Source organism: Actinomycetospora sp. NBRC 106378 (genome assembly GCF_030269685.1).
Lineage (GTDB): Bacteria > Actinomycetota > Actinomycetes > Mycobacteriales > Pseudonocardiaceae > Actinomycetospora.
Map to the genome: position 1 here is coordinate 18,199 of NZ_BSTT01000015.1, position 19,719 is coordinate 37,917.

Genomic DNA, 19,719 nt, shown 5'->3' on the forward strand with positions numbered 1-19,719 from the left:
CCGGGAGTCGCGCTCCCGGCCGGGGCCGGCCCCCGCCCGACGACGGGGGCCCGGGCCGGACCGCACCGCGCCGATCAGGCCGCGAGCAGCTGCGACATCGCGGCGACCAGCGCGGCCGGGGTGCGGTGCTCGATGACCGCCTCGGCCGGGAGCCGCAGCCCCGTCGCCGCGTTGAGGCGGTTGCGCAGGTCGATGCTCAGCAACGAGTCGAACCCGAGCTCGCGGAACGAGTCGGCGGGGCCGACCGCGCCGGGCTCGTCGAACCCGAGGACCGCCCCCGCCTGGTCGCAGACCAGCGTCAGCAGGTCGTCGCCCGCCGGGGGCTGCGACACGGGCGCCTCGGGCACCCCGGTGGGCCCCGGGTCGACCGCCGGCCCCGGGTCGACGACCGGCGGCGCCGTCAGCTCCGCCAGCAGCGCGACCCGTTCGGCGGCGGTCCCCGACGTGTCCAGCGCCATCGGGACCACGTGCGCCCACGGCTGGTCGACGGCGGCGTCGAACAGCGCGAGCCCGTCCGCGGTCGCGAGCGGCGCCACCCCCGTCCGGCGCATCCGGGCGACCTCGCGGGCCCCCAGGTGTCCGGTCATCCCGCTCGCCGTCGCCCACAGCCCCCAGGACAGGGAGACCGCGGGCAGACCGAGGGCACGCCGGTGGGCGGCGAGGGCGTCGAGCCCGGTGTTCGCCGCGGCGTAGTTCGCCTGCCCGGCCTCGCCGAGGACCCCCACCACGGACGAGAACATCACGAAGCCCCGCAGGTCCAGGTCCAGGGTGGCCTCGTGCAGGTGCCACGCCGCGTCGAGCTTCGGGCCCGACACCCCCGCCAGCCGCGTGGCGTCGAGTCCGGCGAGCAGGGCGTCGTCGAGCACGCCCGCCGCGTGGACCACGCAGGTCGGCGGATGGGCGGCGACGAGGGCCTCGACGGCGGCGCGGTCCGCGAGGTCACAGGCCACGACGACCGCCTCGGCTCCCGCCGCGGCGAGCTCGTCCATCAGGGCCGCGGCGCCGTCCGCCTCCGGACCGCGCCGGGACACCAGCACCAGGTGCCGCGCCCCGTGGGCCGCGACGAGGTGCCGGGCCAGGACCCCGCCGAGGCCCCCGGTCCCCCCGGTGACGAGCACGGAGCCGGTCGCGTCGAACGGCACCGGGAGCGTCGCCACGAGCTTGCCGCGGTGGCGGGCGCGGCTCAGGTCCGCCAGCGCGACGGCGGCGCGCCGCACGTCGTGGGCGGTCGTCGGCAGCGGGCTCAGGACGCCGCGGTCGAACAGGTCGAGCACGGTGGCCAGACCGGCCCCGACGTGGTCCGGGTCGGTCGTGATGATGTCGTAGGCCGTGTACCCGACGCCGGGGTGCTCCGCCGCGACGACCGCCGGATCCCGCAGGTCGGTCTTGCCCATCTCGACGAACCGCCCGCCGGGGGCGAGGAGGGCCAGCGAGGTGTCGAGGGCGGGGCCGGTGAGGGAGTTGAGCACGACGTCCACGCCGCGCCCGCCGGTCGCCGCACGGAACGCAGCGCCGAACGCCACGTCCCGCGACGACGCGATGTGGGCATCGTCGAGCCCCATCGCCCGCACCGTGTCGTGCTTGGCGGGGCTCGCCGTCGCGAACACCTCGGCACCCAGGTACCGGGCGAGCTGGACCGCCGCCATCCCGACCCCGCCGGTGGCGGTGTGGACCAGGACCCGGTCACCGGGGGCCACCCGGCCCTGGTCGACGAGGCAGTGCAGGGCCGTGACGAAGACGATCGGGACCGCGGCAGCCGCGGTGAACGACCAGCCGGCGGGCAGGCGCGCGAGGCGGCGGCGGTCGGCCACCGCGAGCGGCCCGAGGGACCGGGCGACCATCCCGAGGACCCGGTCGCCGGGGACGAGGTCGGTGACGTCGGGGGCCACCTCGACCACCACGCCGGCGCACTCCGCGCCCATCGTCGTCTCGCTCGCCAGCAGGTCGAGCGCGACGGTCACGTCCCGGAAGTTCAGGCCGGCGGCGCGGACCGCGATCCGGACCTCGCGCGGCCCGAGGGGAGCCGCCGCGTCCGGGTGCGGGACGAGGGCGAGGTCGCCGAGCGAGCCGCGGGTGGTGACGTCGAGCCGCCAGGGACCGGCGGCCGGGGTGGCGAGCCCGTCGTCGGCCCCGACCTCGACGAGCCGCGGGCGCAGCACCCGGCCCCGCCGCAGCGCCAGCTGCGGTTCCCCGGTGGCGAGCGCGGCCGGGAGGACCGTGGCCGACTCGGGGCTGTCGTCGCCGTCGAGCAGGACGATCCGGCCGGGGTGCTCGGACTGGGCGGAACGCACGAGCCCCACCACCGGGGTGAGCGCGCGCCCGCCGTCGCCGACCGCGTCGCCCTCGCAGGCCACCCCGCCGTGGATCTGCACGACCAGCGTCGAGGTGTCCGTCGCGGGGTCGGCGGTCCAGCGCTGCAGCAGCCCGAGGACGTCGGAGAGCGCGGTCGCCGAGGGCGGCACGGTGACGACGACCACCGGGGGGAGCGGCCCGGCGGCGCGCGGGTCACCGTCGACCGGCATCGCGCCGACCTCCACCGTGGCGTCCGGATCGAGGTCGACCGGGGTCCACTCGGTGCGGAGCACGACGGCGCGGTCGGCGGGCACCTCGGCCGCCGCCCCGTGCAGGGACCGCAGGCGCAGGTCGGCCGCGAGCACGGCACCGGCGTCGTCGAGGATCTCCAGGGTGACGTCGTCGGGCGCCGTGCTGCGCAGCCGGGCCCGTGCCGCGGCGCCGAGGGGCCCGGTGGCGCGGACCCGGGAGAAGGCGAAGGGCACCATGCCGCGGCCGTCGAGCAGGTGGGGCAGGGCGTGGAGCACCGCGTCGAGCAGGGCGGGGTGGACGACGTGGCCGGCGCCGGTGCGGGCGGCCGGGGGCAGCGCCACCTCGACCGTGCCGCCGTGCTCGTCGCACCACAGGCGTCGCAGGCCCCGGAAGGCCGGCCCGTAGTGGTATCCGGCCGCGGTCAGCGCCGCGTAGCGCTCGGCCGGGTCGGCGGTGGTCGGCCGGTCGTCGACGGGCCACGGACCCGCCGGGGCGGCGACGGGGACGGCGGGCGCGAGGAGCCCGGTCGCGTGCCGGGTCCGCTCGCCCCCGGCGCCGCGGGTCTCGACGACCACCGCCCGCGTCGCGTCCGCCGCGGGCGCGGCGACGTGCACCCGCAGCTCGACGGGCGCGCCGCCCGGGTCGAGGACCAGCGGCTCGGCGAGCAGCAGCTCCTCGACCGCGGGCAGGCCGACGTGGCGGCCGGCCAGCAGGGCGAGGTCGAGGAACGCGGTCCCCGGCAGCAGGGTGCGGTCGGCGACGGCGTGATCGGCGAGCCAGCCGCTGCGGAGCGGGTCGACCGCTCCGAGCAGCAGCGACCCGCCGTCGGGAAGGTCCACCGCCCCGGAGAGCATCGGGTGCACCACGGGCGCCACCCCCGGCGTCGCGGCGGCCGCCGCTGCGGTGGGCCGGTGGCGGTCGGTCCAGTAGCGCCGCCGCTCGAAGACCGTCGGCGGGACGTCGGTGAGGCGCCCGGACGGGACCAGGTGCCGCCAGGCGACGGCGAGCCCGTCGACGTCCAGGCCCGCGGCGGCCGCGAGGAACTGCCCGAGTCCGCCGTGCTCACGACGCAGGGTGCCCGTGACCAGCGCGCCGTCGCCGACCGTGCCCGCCACCGCCGCGGTCAGCACGGGGTGCGGGCTGACCTCGACGAACCGCCGGTGGCCGGCCGCCGCCAGCCCGCCGACCGCCTCCGCGAAGCGGACGGTGCCCCGCAGCCCCTCGAACCAGTGCTCGGCCGTGAGCGACATCGGGTCGAGGAGGCCGCCCGTGCGGGTGGACCAGAGCTCGACGGTCGCGGGGCGCGGGGTGATCCCGCCGATCTCCGTGAGGACCCGCTCACGCAGCGGCTCCATCCCGGCGGTGTGGGAGGCGTAGTCCACGTCGACCCGGCGGACGTCGACGCCCGCGGCCTCGCCGTGCGCGATCACCGCGTCGAGGGCGGCGACGGGGCCCGCGACGACGGTCGACGCCGGGCCGTTCACCGCGGCGATCTCGACGCCGGCCCCGGCCTCGCCCGTCGCCTCGACGAGCGCGGCAGTCGTGGTCGCGTCGGCCCACACCGACGCCATCCCACCGGTCCCGGCCACCGCGGTGATCGCGCGGCTGCGGCGCGCGACGACGCGGGCGCCGTCGGCGAGGTCGAGCGCACCGGCGACGACCGCCGCCGCGATCTCCCCCTGCGAGTGCCCCACGACCGCGCTCGGGACGACACCCAGCCCGGCCCAGACCGCGGCGAGGGAGACCATCACCGCGAAGAGCGTCGGCTGGACGACGTCGACCTCGTCGAGACGGACGCCGTCCAGCGCGGCCCGCAGGGAGAAGTCGACGTGCGGCGCGAGCGCGTCGGCGCACTCCTCGAAGCGGTCCCGGAAGGTCGGGCTGGTCGCCAGCAGGTCCCGGGCCATCCCGATCCACTGCGCCCCCTGCCCCGGGAACACCATGACGACGTCCCGGTCGTCGGGGTCGGCGTGCCCGCGCACGGTGGTGCGGCCGGCGTGGCGTACGGCGACCGACGGGAGCGCGGCGCCGGCCGCGAGCTCGTCGAGCCCCGCCAGGAGTTCCTCCCGGGACGCGGCGACCACGACGCCGCGCTCGACGGCGGGGTCGCGACCGGCCAGCGTCCAGGCGACGTCGGCGTCGTGGTGGCCGGTCCCGGCGTCGCGGACCGCGGCCGCGAGGGCCGCGGCCTGGGCACGCAGCGCCTCGGGCGACCGGCCGGAGACCGGCCACACCCGGACCGGCGCGTCCCCGGCGCGGGCGGGCTCCGGCTCGGCGGGGGCCTCCTCGACGATCACGTGCGCGTTCGTCCCGCTGATGCCGAACGAGGAGACCCCGGCACGCCGCGGCCGGTCGTCGCGCGGCCAGGGACGCGCCGCCCCGAGCAGGGCGAGACCCGACGTCGGCCAGTCCAGGTGGCCCGTGGGGACCGGCGCGTGCAGCGTCGCGGGCAGCGTCCGGTGCTGCAGGGCCAGCACCATCTTGATCAGGCCGCCGACCCCGGCCGCCGCCTGGGCGTGCCCGACGTTGGACTTCAGGGAGCCGAGCCACAGGGGACGGGCGGCCAGCCGGCCGGTCCCGTAGACGGCGGCCAGCGCCCGCGCCTCGATGGGGTCGCCCAGCGGGGTCCCGGTGCCGTGGGCCTCGACGGCGTCGACGTCGTGCGGGCCGAGCCCGGCGCTGCGCAGGGCGAGGCGGAGCACGTCCTGCTGGGCGGGCTCGCTGGGGGCCGTGAGCCCGTTGCTGCGCCCGTCGGAGTTGACCGCGCTGCCCCGGAGCAGCCCGAGGACCCGGCGCCCGTTGCGCCGGGCGTCCCCGAGCCGCTCGAGCAGGACCAGCCCGACCCCCTCCGCCCACGCCGTGCCGTCGGCGTCGACCGAGAACGGCTTGCACCGTCCGTCGGGCGCGAGCCCCCGCTGCCGGCTGAAGTCCACGAAGATGCCCGGCGAGGAGAGCAGGGTGACCCCGCCGGCCAGGGCGAGCGAGCACTCCCCCGCGCGCAGCGACTGCATCGCCAGGTGCACCCCGACCAGGGAGGACGAGCACGCCGTGTCCACCGTCAGGGCCGGTCCGGCGAGCCCGAAGGTGTAGGCGACCCGCCCCGACACCAGGCTGGGCGAGCCACCGGTGAGTCGGTGGCCGCCGCCGTCGCCCGGATCGTCGAGGCGGGCCCCGTAGTCCTGCGCCATCGCGCCCAGGAACACCCCGGTGTCGCCGGCGCGCAGGTCGGCGGTCCGCAGCCCGGCCCGCTCGAAGGCCTCGCGGGCCGCCTCCAGCACGAGCCGCTGCTGCGGGTCCATGGCCTCGGCCTCGCGGGGCGCGATCCCGAACGCGCGGGCGTCGAACCGGTCGATGCCCGCGACGAACCCCCCGTGGCGCGCGTAGCTCGTGCCCGGCGAGGACGGGTCCGGGTCGTGGAGCGCCGCCAGGTCCCAGCCGCGGTCGTCCGGGAACGGGGTGATCGCGTCCCCGCCCCGGGCCAGGAGCGCCCAGAGACCCTCGGGGCTCTCGATCCCGCCCGGGAGCCGGCAGCTCATGGCCACCACCGCGATCGCCTCGTCGGGATCCGTGACACGCACGGGCGGGGCGGGGACGGAGGTCGCGGAGGTCGCGGAGGTCGCGGAGGGCGCGGCCGGCACGAGCGCCGCGGCGAGGGCGGCCGGGGTGGGGTGGGTGAACACCAGCGTCGTCGGGAGGTCGTCCCCGGTGGTGTCCGCCAGCCGGCCCACGAGCTCGACGGCGAGGCGGGAGTCGATCCCGAGGTCGTTGAAGGTGGCCGTCGGGTCGAGGTCCCGGGCCGGGCGGCCGAGGGCCGCGCCGGTCGCGGCCAGCACCTCGGCGAGCATCTCGGTCAGCATCGCGGGTCCTCCGTCGGGGGCGGTGGGCGGCGGGGGCACGAGGGCGGGCCGGGCCGGGTCGGGCAGCGCGGCGGGCGCCACCGGGGCGGGCGGCGGCCCTGCCGGATCGCGCCGGAAGGGGTAGGTGGGCAGGCCGACGCCGGACCGTCCCTCGCCCGCGAGGGCACCGGGGCGCAGCTCCACCCCGTGGACGGTGAGCGCCCCGGCGAGACGGGCCGGTGCGTCCCGGTCGTCGCCGTCGTCGGGCAGCGCGGCGAGGACCGTGGTGCCCCGGCGCGGGAGCGTCTCGGCCATCGCCGGGCCGAGCGCGGCGCCGACCCCCGTCTCGAGCAGCACCCGGGCGCCCGCGCCGTGCAGGGCCCGGACGGCGTCGGCGAACCGGACCGGCGCGCAGGCGTGGCGGGCCCACTCCTCCGGCGAGCGCAGCTCCGCCGCGGTGGCGAGCCGACCGGTCAACGAGGAGGCCACCACCACGCCGTCCCGGGGTTCCCGCCAGTCCAGCGAGCCGGTGAGGGCGAGCAGCTCGCCGTGCACGGCGGCCACGAGCGGGGAGTGGGTGGGGCAGGAGATCGCAAGCCGCCGACTGCGTCGGCCGCGGGCGCGGAACCGCGCCACCACGTCCTCGACGGCCGCGGTCCGGCCCGAGACGGCGACCGAGGACGGCCCGTTGACGGCGGCGAGTCCGATTTCGTCGTCCCGCCCGGCGATCTCGGCCAGCACCTCGGCCTCGGTCGCCTGCACGGCGACGATCACCCCGGGCTCCACCTGGTCGAGCAGTTCGCCCCGCCGCGCGACGAACCGCGCGGCCTCCTCGAGCCGGAGCACGCCCGCCGCGAGGGCCACCGTGATCTCGCCGCGGGAGTGCCCCGCGAGCAACGTCGGCCGGACGCCCCAGTCGGCCAGCATCCCCAGCAACCCCACCTCGACGGCGAACAGGGCCGCGCCGGCGCCCCACATGCCGTCCAGGCCGGGGGCGTCCGAGCGGATCAGGTCGCGGACCGGCGCCGGCACGTGGTCGGCCAGTGCCTCGCACGCCTCGTCGAAGGCCCGCGCGAACGCCGGCGACCCCGCGCACAGCGCGGCGCCCATGCCCGGCCGTTGGCCCCCGTACCCGGGGACGACGAGGGCCAGGGGCCCGTCCGTGGCGTGACCCCGGACGACCCGGGGGTGCCCGGTGTCCCGGGCGAGCGCGTCCAGCGCCGCCAGGGCCTCGGGGGCCCGCTCCGGGTCGGGGTCGACGAGGACCGCCGCGCGGTGGTCGAAGACCGTCCGCTCGCCCGCGAGGGCGCGGGCGACCCGGTCGGCCGGCACCGGGGCCGCGCGCAGCCTCGCCGCGAGCCGGTCCGCCTGGTTCCGCACGCCCTCCGGGGTGCGCGCCGTGAGCAGCCACGGGACGGGACGGTCGGCCGGCGCGGCGCCCGCCGGGGCCACGACGGGGGCGGGCGCCACGATGACGTGGGCGTTGGTCCCGCCGAGCCCGAAGGCCGAGACCCCGACGAGCTCCGCACCTCCCGGCGCCGGCCGCCACGGGAGCGGGGCGTCGACGACGACGAGCCCGAGGGCCGCCAGGTCGATCGCCGGGGAGGTCCGCCGGTGGTGCAGGGAGGCGGGCAGCACGCCGTGCTCGAGGGCAAGGATCGCCTTGGCCAGGCCGGCGGCGCCGCTCGCGCCCTCCAGGTGACCGAGGTTGGTCTTCACCGACCCCACGGGCAGCGGGTCGCCGGGCGGGCGCGCGGCGCCGAACACGTCGCCGAGGGCCCCGGCCTCGATCGGGTCGCCCACCCGGGTCCCGGTGCCGTGCAGCTCGACGTAGCCGACCTGTCCGGGCTCGACCCGGGCCGCCGCGCAGGCGCGGCGCAGCAGGGCGGCCTGCGAGGCCCGGTCGGGCGCGGTGAGCCCGCCCGCCCCGCCGTCGTGGTTCACCGCCGAGCCGAGGATCACCGCCCGGACGCGGTCACCGGCGGCGAGCGCGTCGGCGAGCGGGCGGAGCACGAACACGACGGCGCCCTCGCCGCGGACGATCCCGTCGGCCTCGGCGTCGAAGGTCGCGCAGCGGCCGCGCGGCGACAGCGCGCCGAGGCGCTCGAGCAGGGACCCGGCGTGCGGGTCGAGGTTGAGCTGGACGGCCCCGACGAGGGCCACCGAGCAGTCGCCCGAGCGCAGCGCGGCGCACGCCTGGTGGACCGCCACCAGCGAGGACGACTGCCCGGTGTCCACGGTGACGCTGGGGCCCCGGAGGTCGAGGACCCGGGAGAGCCGGTTGGCGAGCATCGTGCGCCGGACCCCGGTCCAGGTGAGGGCACTGACGGCGCCGCGTTCCCGCGTCAACGCCTGCCAGTCGTCCGCCATCGCGCCGACGACCACGGCCGCGTCGCCGCCCCGGAGGTCGGCCGGCCGCACCCCGGCGTCCTCGCAGGCCTCCCACGCGAGCTCCAGCAGGAGCCGCTGCTGCGGATCGGTCTCGGCGGCCTCCCGCGGCGCGAGCCCGAAGAAGTCGGCGTCGAGGGCCTCGACGTCGGGGCGCCGTCCCGCGGCGTCGGTCCCGTCGAGCAGGAGACGCCAGAACGACGCCGGGTCGTCGGCGCCGGGCAGCCGCAACGCCAGCCCGACGACGGCGATCGCGTGGTCCGCCGGAGCGGGGACGGTGGAGCGGGACATCACGCCCTCCTGGGCGGCTCGCCGGACGGACGGAGGAGGCACCCGGTGCCGTGCGGGGGGCGCACGGCACCGGTGCGGGACCTAGAGGTGCTGGCGGACGACGACCGCGGAGTTGAACCCCCCGCGTCCGCGTGCCAGCACGAGGGCGACCCGGACGTCGCCGTAGCGGGGCTCGGTGACGAGGTCGATCTCGTACTCGGGCGCGGCCTCGCGGACGTTGACGGTGGGAGGGATCGCACCCCAGTAGACCGAGAGCAGGGCCGCGGCGACGTCGAGCGACCCGCCGCCCGCGAAGAGCCGGCCGGTCATCGTCTTCGGCGCCGTCACGGGGACCCCGTGCGGACCGAAGAGCTCGACCAGGGCCCGCGCCTCGGCCGCGTCCGCCTCGGGGCTCCCCGCGGCGTCGGCGAACACGACGTCGACGTCGGCCGGGTCGACCTCCGCCTCCGCCAACGCCATCTCCGCGGCCCGCCCGAGACCCGGCCGGCGGGACCGGTCGGCGGGGTCGAACGTCGCGGCGTACCCGGCGATCTCGCCGTAGATCCGGGTGCCCGGACGCTCGGCGGCCGAGGCCTCGGTCTCCAGGACGAAGACCGCGCCGCCCTCCCCGGGGACGTAGCCGTTCGCGTCGGCGTCGAAGGGCAGGTAGGCCCGTCGGACGTCGGTGCGCCGGCTCATGGACCCGGAGACCTGGTGGGCGACCCACGCCCACGGGCACAGCGAGCTGTCGATCCCGCCGGTGAGGGTCAGCTTCACCCCCTTGCGGATCTGGCGGCGGGCGTGCCCGATGGCGTCGAGCCCACCGGCCTGCTCGCTCACGACGACGGCACCCGGGCCCCGCGTGCCGTGCCGGATCGAGATCTGCCCGGTGTTGACCGCGTAGAACCAGGCGAAGGACTGGTAGGTGCTGACGTGGTCGGGCCCGGAGTGCCAGAGCTTCTGCATCTCCCGCTGGCCGAACTCGTAGCCCCCCGCGGTCGCCGCGGTGATGACCGCCATGTCCCGGTCGGCGATGTCGTTCGGCCGCACGCCGGCGCTGCGCAGCGCCCAGTCGGTGCCGACGAGCGTCATCTGGGTCATGTGGTCGGTCTGGGGCAGGAGCTTGCCCTGCAGGTGCCGGTCGGCCTGGAAGCCGGGGACCTGGCCCCCGATCTTGCCCCAGTACCCCGAGGTGTCGAAGCGGGTGATCGGGGTGATCCCGCCCTGGCCGCGGAGGGCGGCCCGCCAGAAGGCCGTCGGTCCCAGCCCGATCGGTGACGCCACGCCGATCCCCGTGACCACCGTCTTCGTGCGGGTCCCGGCCCGGGGCCGTGACCTCGTCGCCGTCGTCGCCGTCGTCGTCACCGTGCGTCTCCCTCGACGTTGCGGAGGACCATCGCGCTCTGGAAGCCGCCGAAGCCGCTGCCCACGGTCAGGACGGTGTCGACCTGCTTCTCGCGGGCCACCAGCGGGACGTAGTCCAGGTCGCACTGCGGGTCCGGCTCGTGCAGGTTCGCCGTCGGGGCGATGACCCCCTCCCGCATCGCCATGAGGCAGCCCGCGATCTCGAGCGAACCGATCGCCCCGAGCGAGTGCCCGATCATGGACTTGAAGCCGCTGACCGGGATGTCGTAGGCGGCCGCGCCGAGGCTGCGCTTGAACGCGCCCGTCTCGTGCAGGTCGTTCTGCTTGGTCCCCGAGCCGTGCGCGTTGATGTAGTCCACGTCGCGGGCCGAGACCCGGGCCCCGGCCATCGCGACGTCGATGGCGTCGGACATCTCGCGGCCCTCCGGGTGCAGCCCCGTCATGTGGTACGCGTTGCACCGGGACGCGAAGCCCGCGACCTCGCCGTAGATCCGCGCGCCGCGCCGGCGGGCGTGCTCGAGCTCCTCGAGGACGAGGATCGCCGCGCCCTCGCCCAGCACCAGCCCGTCCCGCGTCCGGTCGAACGGACGGCAGGCCGACGCCGGCTCGTCGTTGCGCGTGCTGCTGGCGCGGATGACGTCGAAGCACACCGTGGTGATCGGGGACAGCGGCGCCTCGGTCCCGCCGGTGATGGCGACGTCCACGCCCCCCTCCGCGATGAGCTCGGCGGCGTAGCCCACCGAGTCCAGGCCCGAGGTGCAGCCGGTCGAGACGACCGACACCGGCCCCTCGGCGCCCGCGAGCCAGGCCAGCTCGGCCGCCATCGAGCTCGGCGTGAAGTAGTCGTAGAGCCACGGCACGGTGTAGGCCTGGTCGACCTCCCAGTTCCGCCCGCGGTCGCTGCCGATGACGAACTCCTCCTCCAGCGAGGTGGTGCAGCCGACCGCCGTCCCGAGCGCGACCCCGGTCCGGGTCGGGTCGATCTGGTCGAGTTCCAGGCCCGCGTCCGCGACCGCCTCCCGGGCGGAGACGACGGCGAACTGCGCGGCCCGGTCGAGGCGGCGGATCTCCTGCGGGGACAGGCCCTCGCGCCGGGGGTCGAAGTCGACCTCCCCGGCGATCCGCGAGCGGTAGGGGCTCGCGTCGAAGTTGGTGATGACCCGGGTCGCGGACCGGCCCTCGGACAGCAGCTTCCAGTAGCTCTTGAGCCCGATGGCCCCGGGGGCCACGACGCCCACCCCGGTGATCACCGCCCGCCGGCTCATCGCCGGCTCCGGTCGTCGGGTCGATCCATGGCTGATCTCCTTCTCTGGGGTGGTGCACGGACGGGGCGGTCCCCGTCCGCGTGCCGGGACGTCGGGGTCAGGACGCCAGGTCGAGCGCGGTCGGCCGGTCGCGGTGGATGGTCCGGGAGGCCGTGCGCAGTGCCCCCTCCCCGTCGCGGACGAGCACGTCGGAGACGAAGAAGCTGGACTCGAAGGTCACGGTGCCGTCGGTGTCGGTGCGGGTGACCAGCGAGCAGTAGGACGCCAGCAGACGGTCGGGCCCGTCGTGGGAGACGAGCAGGTGGTCGTTCCAGTGCCGCACCACGACGTCGCGGTAGCGGGGCAGGGCCCGGCGGGCGGCCGCGAGCATCGCGTCGCGGCCCTCGAGCCGCTCGCCCCGGTGGGCGTGGTCGGTGACGCCGTCCGGGGTGAAGGTCGCGGCGTAGCCCTCGAGGTCGAGGGCGTCGAGCAGCCGCATCTGCTGGGCGTAGAAGGTCAGCACCTCGTGGTGCAGCTGGACGTCGACGGGACTCATCGTTCCTCCGGGGGCTCAGATCTGGCGGTCGGGCAGGTGGACGACGAGGCCGTCGAGGCGGTCGTCCACGGGGAGCTGGCAGCTCAGCCGGCTCGTGTCGCGGCGCGGCGCCGCCGTGCCGTACAGCAGCTCGTCCTCGACCGCGTGCATGGGCGGGAGCGCCGGGGCGGGGTCGGCGACGTAGACGTGGCAGGTGCCGCAGGAGGCGCCGCCGCCGCACTGGGCGAGGATGCCGTCGACCCCGTTGAGGACGGCGCCGCGCATCACCGACTCCCCGTCGTCGACGGTGAGCGTGACGGGTCGGCCGTCGGGCTGGACGTAGGTGATCGTGGCCATGGCTCGTGGACCTCTCTCTGACCGGGTCGGATCGTCACCAGGTGACGGGCAGCTCCCACAGCCCGTAGATGACGGCCCCCTCCTTGCGCGGGATGTCCAGGAAGGGGGTCGCGAGGCGCAGCGTCGGGACCCGCTGGAACAGGCGGGTCCACACGATCTGCATCTCGAGGCGCGCGAGGTCGGCGCCGATGCAGTGGTGCAGGCCGTGGCCGAACCCGAGGTGCTTGCGGGTGCCCCGGGCGAGGATCAGCTTCTCCGGCTCCGGGAAGACCTCCGGGTCGCGGTTCGCCGCGAGCCCGAGGCAGAGGATCCCGTCGCCGGCGCGGATGGTCTTCCCGCCGATCTCGATGTCCTCGGTGGCGACGCGGGGCACCGCGGTGTCCCCGATGGTCGCGTAGCGCACGAGCTCCTCGACCGCCGGGCCGATCAGCCCCTCGGGGTCGGCGAGCAGGGCCGCCAGCTGGTCGGGGTGCTCGAGGAGAGCGGCCGTGCCGAGCGAGAGCATGCTCGCCGTGGTCTCGTGCCCGCCGTTCATGAGCAGCCGGACCATGTTGAACAGGTCGCGGTCGGTGTACTCCTCACCGGAGGCCCGGTAGTCCGCCATGGCGCGGCTGAGCAGGTCGTCCCCGGGCTCCCGCTCCTTGATGCGGATGAGCTCCTCGACGTAGGCGTTGACCTCGACGATGGCGGCCTGGCGCTGCTCCGGGGTGCTGTGCCCGCCGAGCAGGCACGTGCCGTGGCGGATGAAGAACTCGTGCTCGTCGTGCGGGATGCCGAGCAGCTCGCAGATCACGGTCATCGGCACCGGCAGCGAGAACACGTGGTGGAAGTCCGCGGGCCGCTCGGCGGCCAGCAGCTTGTCGATGTGGTCGTCGACGATCTCGACGATGCGCGGGCGCAGCCGCTGCACCTGCCGGTTCGTGAAGGTGACGGCCGCCTTGCGCCGCGTGCGGGTGTGGTCCGGCGGGTCGTACCCGATGAACGACGTCTCGGTCCGGAACTCGGGCGGGGCGACGAAGTAGAAGGGGAAGTTGGCGTGCCGGCGCGAGGCGCTGACGCGCGGATCGGTCAGCAGGGCCCGCACGGTGTGGTAGCCCGTGACGGTCCAGATCCGCAGCCCGGAGCCGGTCAGGGTGACCTCCGAGACGTCCTCGGCGATCATGTCGTCGTACTGCTCGGGCGGGCTGAACGGACAGCGCCGCGGATAGGGGAACGTCGCGGTCGCGGTCCCCGGGTCGACGGCGGTCATGCGGCCACCGCCGTCCGGTCCAGGACGACCTCGTGCAGGACGGGCCCGCTCGTGGCGAGGGCGGCGAGGGCGTCCTCGTGCACCTCGAACTCCGGGGAGCGCACCGCGCGGCGCAGGAGCTCGAGGCTCTCCCACTCCGCGATGTTGACGTAGGCCGCGCCGTCGCCCGCCTCGCGGACGAGGCGGTGGGCGAGGAAGCCGGGCCGGTCGGACATGTAGTCCGACACCGCGGCGAAGACCTCCTCGAAGGTCTCGGGATCACCGTGCACGGTGAAGCGGTTGAGCAGCACGATCATGGGGCTCTCCGTCCGGGGCCGGCCGGTCTGCGGTCTCCGGGAACGCTGCGGCGCGCACCTCGGGACGAGGCGGACTCCGGCTCGAACCCCGCCTCCGGCGACCGTCCAGGTCGGCGGACGCACCCTCCCTCCGAGCCCACGCGCGAGGAGGGGTCCCATGGACGAGTGGTTCGTCGCCGCCGACGGCGCCGCGCTGTACCTGGACGACCACGCCGACCCGCCGGAGGCGCCGCCGGGGCCGACCGTCGTCCTGCTGCACTGCTACGCCCTCGACCTCCGGGCGTGGGATCCGCTGATCGCACCGCTGCGCGCCGCCGGTCTGCGTCTGCTCCGCTACGACCACCGCGGGCACGGCTGGTCCACGCGGGCCGACGAGCACACCTCGGTCGCGCTCCTCGCCGACGACCTCGCCGAGCTGCTGACCACCGGCGTCACGGGACCCGTCGTCCTGGTCGGGCACTCCCTGGGCGGCATGGTGGCGATGGCCCTCGCCGACCGGCACCCCGACCTGGTCGCGGACCGCGTCGCCGGAGTGGTGTTCCTCGCGACGTCGAGCGGTGACCTGGGCCGGCTCGACCTCGGGCTGCCGGTGGTGCTGGGCGCGGCCCTGCTGGGCCTCGAACGCCGCGGCGTGGCCGTGCTGACCGGGTGCGGGTTCGACCACCTCCCGCTGCCGCCCGCCGTGCTCCGTCCCGCCACGCGCTGGCTGGCCTTCGGCGCCCGCGCCGACGACGTCGCCGTCGCGGACGTCGCCGAGCTCGCCGCGTCGTGCCACCTGGGGGTCATGACGACGCTGCGCCGGAGCCTCGCCGAGATCGACTTCCGGCTCGCCCTCGTCGCCTTCGACGGCATCCCCGTCGTGGTGGCGGTGGGCGACCGGGACCGCGTCACGCCGACCGACCACGCCCGCGAGATCGTCCGCCGGCTCCCGGGGGCGGAGCTGGTGGTGCTGCCCGGGGCGGGGCACATGCTGCCCCACGAACGGACCGACGCCGTCGCCTCGATCGTGGTGGGCGTGGTGCACGCCGCCCGGTGCCGCTGGGACCGGGAGGTGGAGGCCGGATGGCGCGCCGCGGCGTGACGGCGCCTCCAGTCCGGCGCGAGCGGGACCCGCGAGGGTCGCCGCTCCCGCCGGTCCCGTGACGAAGGAGCCCAGCCATGCCCGGACTGCCGCCGCCCGTGCCCGACGAACGGGCCGGTCTGCTGGCCTTCCTCGACCAGCAACGGGACGGGCTGACCGTCACCGCGCACGGTCTCACCACCGAGCAGGCGACGATCGCCGCCAGCGTCTCGCCCCTCACCGTCCTCGGGCTGATCAAGCACGCCGCACACACCGAACGCGGCTGGACCGACATCCTGCTGGGGCGCGACCGCCCCGACGCCGTGGGGTACGACGACACCTTCCGCCGCCTCGACGGCGAGAGCCTCGAGGACGTCCTCGCCCTCTACCGGGAGGTGGCCGAGGAGACCCACCGGGTGGTCGCCGCGGAGGTCGACCTGGGGCGTGCGGTCCCGGTGCCGCCGGACACCCCGTGGTTCCCCTCCGACGTCCGGGCCTGGTCGGTGCGGTGGGTGCTGCTGCACCTCATCGAGGAGACGGCCCGCCACGCGGGGCACGCGGACATCGTCCGCGAGTCGATCGACGGCGCGACCGCGTTCCCGCTGCTGGCCGCCCGGGAGGGCTGGCCGGAGTCCGGGGTCGTCCGGCCGTGGCGGCCGCCGTCGCTCCAGATCACCTCGAGCCCGGCGGCCGACCCTGACCGTCGACACGAGCACGGACAAGCGGAGGTCCTCTCATGACACCGACACCGGCCGGCGCCTCGCCGACCGAGGCGCTCACCGCCTTCGTCGACCAGCGGCTCGCGTGGTCCGACCCCGACGCCGACGGTCTCGAACACACCACCGTCGAGGTGCCGCGGGACTACGCCGACCCCGGCGGGGAGCGCCTCACCCTCGCGGTGAGCCGGCGCCGCGCCACCGACCCGGGCCGTCGGCGGGGGATCCTGCTGTCGGTCAACGGTGGCCCGGGGGGCGACGGCGGCCTCGGCACCCGGCTGCCCCTCGTCCTCTCCCCCGGCGTCGCCGCGGTCCACGACCTGATCGGTCTGGACCCGCGCGGCACGGGCGGCTCGACCCGCCTCCACAGCGAGGTGAGCGTCCCGCGGGCGCCGTTCGACTCGCGCCCGCCGGACTCGCTGTTCGACCAGCTGGCCGAGGACATGCGGGAGCGGGAACGCGGCTGCGCGCGGGGCGGAGGGGACCTGCGGGAGCACATCACCACGCGCAACACCGCCCGCGACATGGACCTGATCCGCGCGGTGCTCGGCGAGGCCACGCTCTCGTTCGTGGGGTACGCCTACGGCACCTACGTGGGCGCCGTGTACGGCTCGATGTTCCCGGACCACCTCGACCGCAGTGTCCTCGACTCCTGCGTCAACCCGGACTGGACGTGGCGCGAGCAGTTCGTCACGCAGGCCGAGGCGGTGTACCGCAACGTCGAGCTCTGGGCGGCGTGGACCGCGGCGCGGCACGGGACCTTCGGGCTCGGTGACACGCCGGAGGCCGTGCTCGGGGCCGTCGAGGACAGCGCGGACGCGATCGCCCGGGACCACCCCGAGGGCGTCCGCATGCGGACGCTGTTCGACGGTGCGGTCGGTACCCGGGCCACCGACCGCTCGCAGTGGGACTCCCTCGCGGGCCTCGTCGGGGAGCTCCTCGCCACCACCGCGGACGCCGACCACGACCGGACCCGTCGGCTCATCGCCGGGGAGGGGACCTGGCGCCCCCAGGACGCCGAGGGCGACCTGCGGATCGGCGTCCTCGAGGCGATCACGCTCGAGACGCCCTGGCCCACCGACCTGGAGGTGTACGCCGAGGACGTCCGCCACCACCGGGCCCGGCACCCCTACGGCTTCGGCGTGCTGCGCGCGCAGCCGTGGGTGGGCGCCTTCCGCAGCTTCGTCTCGCGGGAGGCACCGACGGTCATCGAGCGTCGCGGCTACCCCGTCGGCCTGGTCGTCCAGGCCGACGGCGACCCCTTCGACCGCGTGGAGGGCGGCGAGACGATGGCGGCCCGGCTCGGCCACCGGCTCGTCCTCGTGACCGACTCGGGCGAGCACGAGCTCTACGGGTTCGTCGGCAACGGCCCGCTCGACGCCCTCGTCGAGCGGTACCTGGTCGAGGGCGTCCTGCCCGCCGCCGACGTCGAGCTGCCGTCCACCGTCGCGCGGCCCGACGTGCCGGCCGACGACCGGGCCGTGGCGGCCTGACCGCACGACGACGGGGGCCGGGACACCGTGCGGTGTCCCGGCCCCCGTCGTGGCGTCACGGGAGCGGCGGGAGCTACGCCCGCCGGCCGAGGTGGACCGGGAGCTCGCGCAGCCGGTGGTTGACGTTGCCGGGGAGCCACTCCAGCCGGTCCTCGCCGACCGCGAGGGCCGCCTCGGGGTGGTGCCGGGTGAGCGCGGTGAGCGCCTCGCCCATCTCCAGGCGCACCAGTGCCGCGCCGAGGCAGCGGTGCACCCCGTGGCCGAAGGCCAGGTGCGGCGCACCGAGCCGGTCGAAGCGCCGTTCGTCCGGCGCCGCGAACACCGCGCGGTCCCGGTTCCCCGACCCCAGCGCGACGAACACCGCGGCGCCTCGCGGGACCGTCGTCCCCCCGAGCTCGACGTCGGTCAGCGCGATCCGGGGCAGGCCGGTGGTGTCGTCGGCGTTGAGGTTGACGGTGCGCAGGAGCTCCTCCACCACGGCCGGGACCTCCTTCGGGCGCCGACCCAGCCGGCGCCACGTGGCCCGGTGGTCGGCGAGCAGGACCACGACCGAGTTGGCCAACTGCGCGCCGGACGAGTCGGCGCCCGCCCCGAGCAGGGTGTAGCCGAGCCCCACGAGCTCGTCGAACGTGAGGCGGTCCGTCCCGTCCCGGGCGGCCACCAGCGCGTCCAGCACGGTGCCGGCGGCGCGCCCCGCGTCGTGGTCGGCCAGGGCCCGCACCACCAGATCGGCCATGTACGCGCCGAGCTGCTCGCGGGCGGCCACGGCTCCGGCCGCGGGCCCACCGACCTGCGAGAGGGCCCGGATCCACGCCGCGAACCGGGGCCGGTCGGCCGCCGGGACCCCGAGCAGTTCGCCGATGACCCCGTACGCCAGGGGATCGGCGAAGCCGCCGAGCAGGTCGACCGGGCCCTCCCCGCCGGCCACGGCGCCGAGCAGGTCGCCCACCAGGGCACGCACCCGGGGCCGGAGACCCGCGATGCGCTCCGCGGAGAACGCCTGCTCGGCCAGCGAACGCAGCCGCGTGTGGTCGGGCGGATCGAGCGAGACGATCATGTCCGGCGGCGCCTGGAACAGCCCCTCGAAGGTCGGGGCGCCCGGGGCGTACGACGCGGCCCGGCTGAAGCGCGGGTCCTCGAGGACCCGGCGGATCTCCCGGTACCCGCACACCAGCCACGCGTGCCCCCCGCCGGGGACGCCGAGCCGGACGACGGGGCCGTCCTCCTCGCGCAGTCGCACCAGGGCCGGCGCCGGCCCCCGGTGGCTCGATCCCGGGAGCGGGAAGGTCGGCGTCGTCACGGCCACGTCCACGGCGGGTCCCCTCGGTCGGCGGTCGACCCGGACGACGGTAGGAGGCGGCGGCGGAGACCGGCTGGAGCCGCGGGGCCGCATTCGACGCGGCCTCCAGCGACCCGCGCTGCGATGACCGGCGTCGGAGATCCACCGCCGGCGGCGACGAGAGCCGCCGGTCGGACGAACGGAGAGATTCATGACGACGCTCGTGACCGGTGCCCGCGGCAACGTCGGGGCCAGGGTGCTCCGACGCCTGCAGGCGGCCGGTCGGCCGGTGCGCGCCGCGAGCCGCACCCCCGGCGGCCTGGCGGTGGCGCCCGGGACGCCGACCGTCGCGCTCGACCTGACCGACCCCGCCACCCACGCGGACGCGCTCGCGGACGTCGAGCGGGTCTTCCTCTACGCGGAGCCGGCGGGCAGCACGGAGTTCCTGACGGCGGCCGTGGCCGCGGGCGTCGGTCACGTCGTCCTCCTGTCCTCGGAGACCGTCGAGCTGCCGGACGCGGCCACCGACCCGCTGGCCCGCCACCACGCGGTGGTGGAGGACGCGCTGACGGGCTCCGGGCTGGCGTGGACGATCCTGCGGCCGGGGGCGTTCGCGGGGAACGCGGCGGGATGGGCCGGGCCGATCGGGCAGGGCGCCGTGGTCGACCAGCCCTTCGCCGAGTCGCAGGTCGCCCCGGTGCACGAGGACGACATCGCCGACGTCGCGGTCGCCGCGCTCACCGGGGACGAGCTCCACGGCCGGACCGTCACTCTCACCGGACCCGAGTCCCTCACCTTCCGGGAGGAGATCGGGACCATCGCGTCGCTGCTGGGCCGGGACGTGGCGGTGCGCGATCTCGACCGCGCGGAGGCCGAGCGGACGCTGGCGGGACGGATCCCGCCGCCCGTGCTGACCTCGCTGCTCGACCAGTGGGGGGCGGGGGTCGGGCGGCCGGCGCCGACCCGCACCTGCGAGTCGATCACGGGGCGCCCGGCCCGGACCTTCCGGCAGTGGGCGAGCGAGAACCTCGCCCTCTTCGACCGTTCCGCCGCCTGACCCACGACACGACGGAGGGCCCCGCCGGTT

At 76.6% G+C, this 19,719-nt stretch carries 12 protein-coding genes; 4 read left to right on the top strand and 8 right to left on the bottom strand.

What is annotated here, in order from left to right:
* Positions 1 to 74 precede the first annotated feature (74 nt).
* From QSK00_RS24980 to QSK00_RS25010, 7 genes are all read right to left on the bottom strand, one after another.
* On the bottom strand, positions 75 to 9,059 hold the full coding sequence (locus QSK00_RS24980) for a type I polyketide synthase (RefSeq protein WP_285595233.1): 8,985 nt from the start codon (positions 9,057 to 9,059) through the stop codon (positions 75 to 77).
* A gap of 81 nt (positions 9,060 to 9,140) precedes the next feature.
* Complete coding sequence (locus QSK00_RS24985) at positions 9,141 to 10,403, bottom strand: ketosynthase chain-length factor (protein WP_285595235.1); 1,263 nt, start codon at positions 10,401 to 10,403, stop codon at positions 9,141 to 9,143.
* Entirely contained in the window at positions 10,400 to 11,668 is a 1,269-nt protein-coding gene (locus QSK00_RS24990; protein WP_285595237.1) for a beta-ketoacyl-[acyl-carrier-protein] synthase family protein, read from the bottom strand. Before QSK00_RS24990 ends, QSK00_RS24985 begins: the two co-directional genes overlap by 4 nt.
* Before the next feature lie 97 nt (positions 11,669 to 11,765).
* Complete coding sequence (locus tag QSK00_RS24995) at positions 11,766 to 12,203, bottom strand: nuclear transport factor 2 family protein (RefSeq protein ID WP_285595238.1); 438 nt, start codon at positions 12,201 to 12,203, stop codon at positions 11,766 to 11,768.
* A gap of 15 nt (positions 12,204 to 12,218) precedes the next feature.
* Positions 12,219 to 12,539 (bottom strand): 2Fe-2S iron-sulfur cluster-binding protein, encoded by a 321-nt coding sequence (locus tag QSK00_RS25000; RefSeq protein ID WP_285595240.1) that lies wholly within the window; start codon positions 12,537 to 12,539, stop codon positions 12,219 to 12,221.
* 34 nt (positions 12,540 to 12,573) lie between these two features.
* Positions 12,574 to 13,788 (bottom strand): cytochrome P450, encoded by a 1,215-nt coding sequence (locus tag QSK00_RS25005; RefSeq protein ID WP_285595242.1) that lies wholly within the window; start codon positions 13,786 to 13,788, stop codon positions 12,574 to 12,576.
* Positions 13,785 to 14,084: an antibiotic biosynthesis monooxygenase family protein gene (locus tag QSK00_RS25010; RefSeq protein WP_285595244.1), complete on the bottom strand. Its 300-nt coding sequence runs from the start codon at positions 14,082 to 14,084 to the stop codon at positions 13,785 to 13,787. The genes QSK00_RS25005 and QSK00_RS25010 overlap by 4 nt, the downstream gene beginning before the upstream one ends.
* 157 nt (positions 14,085 to 14,241) lie before the next feature.
* On the opposite strand from QSK00_RS25010, the gene QSK00_RS25015 reads away from it, so the two are divergent.
* The 3 genes from QSK00_RS25015 (at position 14,242) to QSK00_RS25025 (ending at position 17,353) form a co-directional block, all read left to right on the top strand.
* Complete coding sequence (locus QSK00_RS25015) at positions 14,242 to 15,165, top strand: alpha/beta fold hydrolase (protein WP_285595246.1); 924 nt, start codon at positions 14,242 to 14,244, stop codon at positions 15,163 to 15,165.
* Between the two features lie 77 nt (positions 15,166 to 15,242).
* On the top strand, positions 15,243 to 15,884 hold the full coding sequence (locus QSK00_RS25020; RefSeq protein WP_285595248.1) for a DinB family protein: 642 nt from the start codon (positions 15,243 to 15,245) through the stop codon (positions 15,882 to 15,884).
* Positions 15,881 to 17,353 carry an alpha/beta fold hydrolase gene (locus QSK00_RS25025; protein WP_285595250.1) on the top strand — a complete coding sequence of 491 codons (1,473 nt, stop codon included), beginning with the start codon at positions 15,881 to 15,883 and terminating at the stop codon, positions 17,351 to 17,353. Before QSK00_RS25020 ends, QSK00_RS25025 begins: the two co-directional genes overlap by 4 nt.
* A gap of 73 nt (positions 17,354 to 17,426) precedes the next feature.
* Here the strand turns inward: QSK00_RS25025 and QSK00_RS25030 are convergent, their stop codons facing one another.
* Positions 17,427 to 18,665 (bottom strand): cytochrome P450, encoded by a 1,239-nt coding sequence (locus tag QSK00_RS25030; RefSeq protein ID WP_285595252.1) that lies wholly within the window; start codon positions 18,663 to 18,665, stop codon positions 17,427 to 17,429.
* Positions 18,666 to 18,843: 178 nt separating this feature from the next.
* Here QSK00_RS25030 and QSK00_RS25035 point away from each other — a divergent pair, with 178 nt between their 5' ends.
* Entirely contained in the window at positions 18,844 to 19,689 is an 846-nt protein-coding gene (locus QSK00_RS25035; protein ID WP_285595253.1) for an SDR family oxidoreductase, read from the top strand.
* The last annotated feature ends 30 nt before the right edge of the window (positions 19,690 to 19,719 follow it).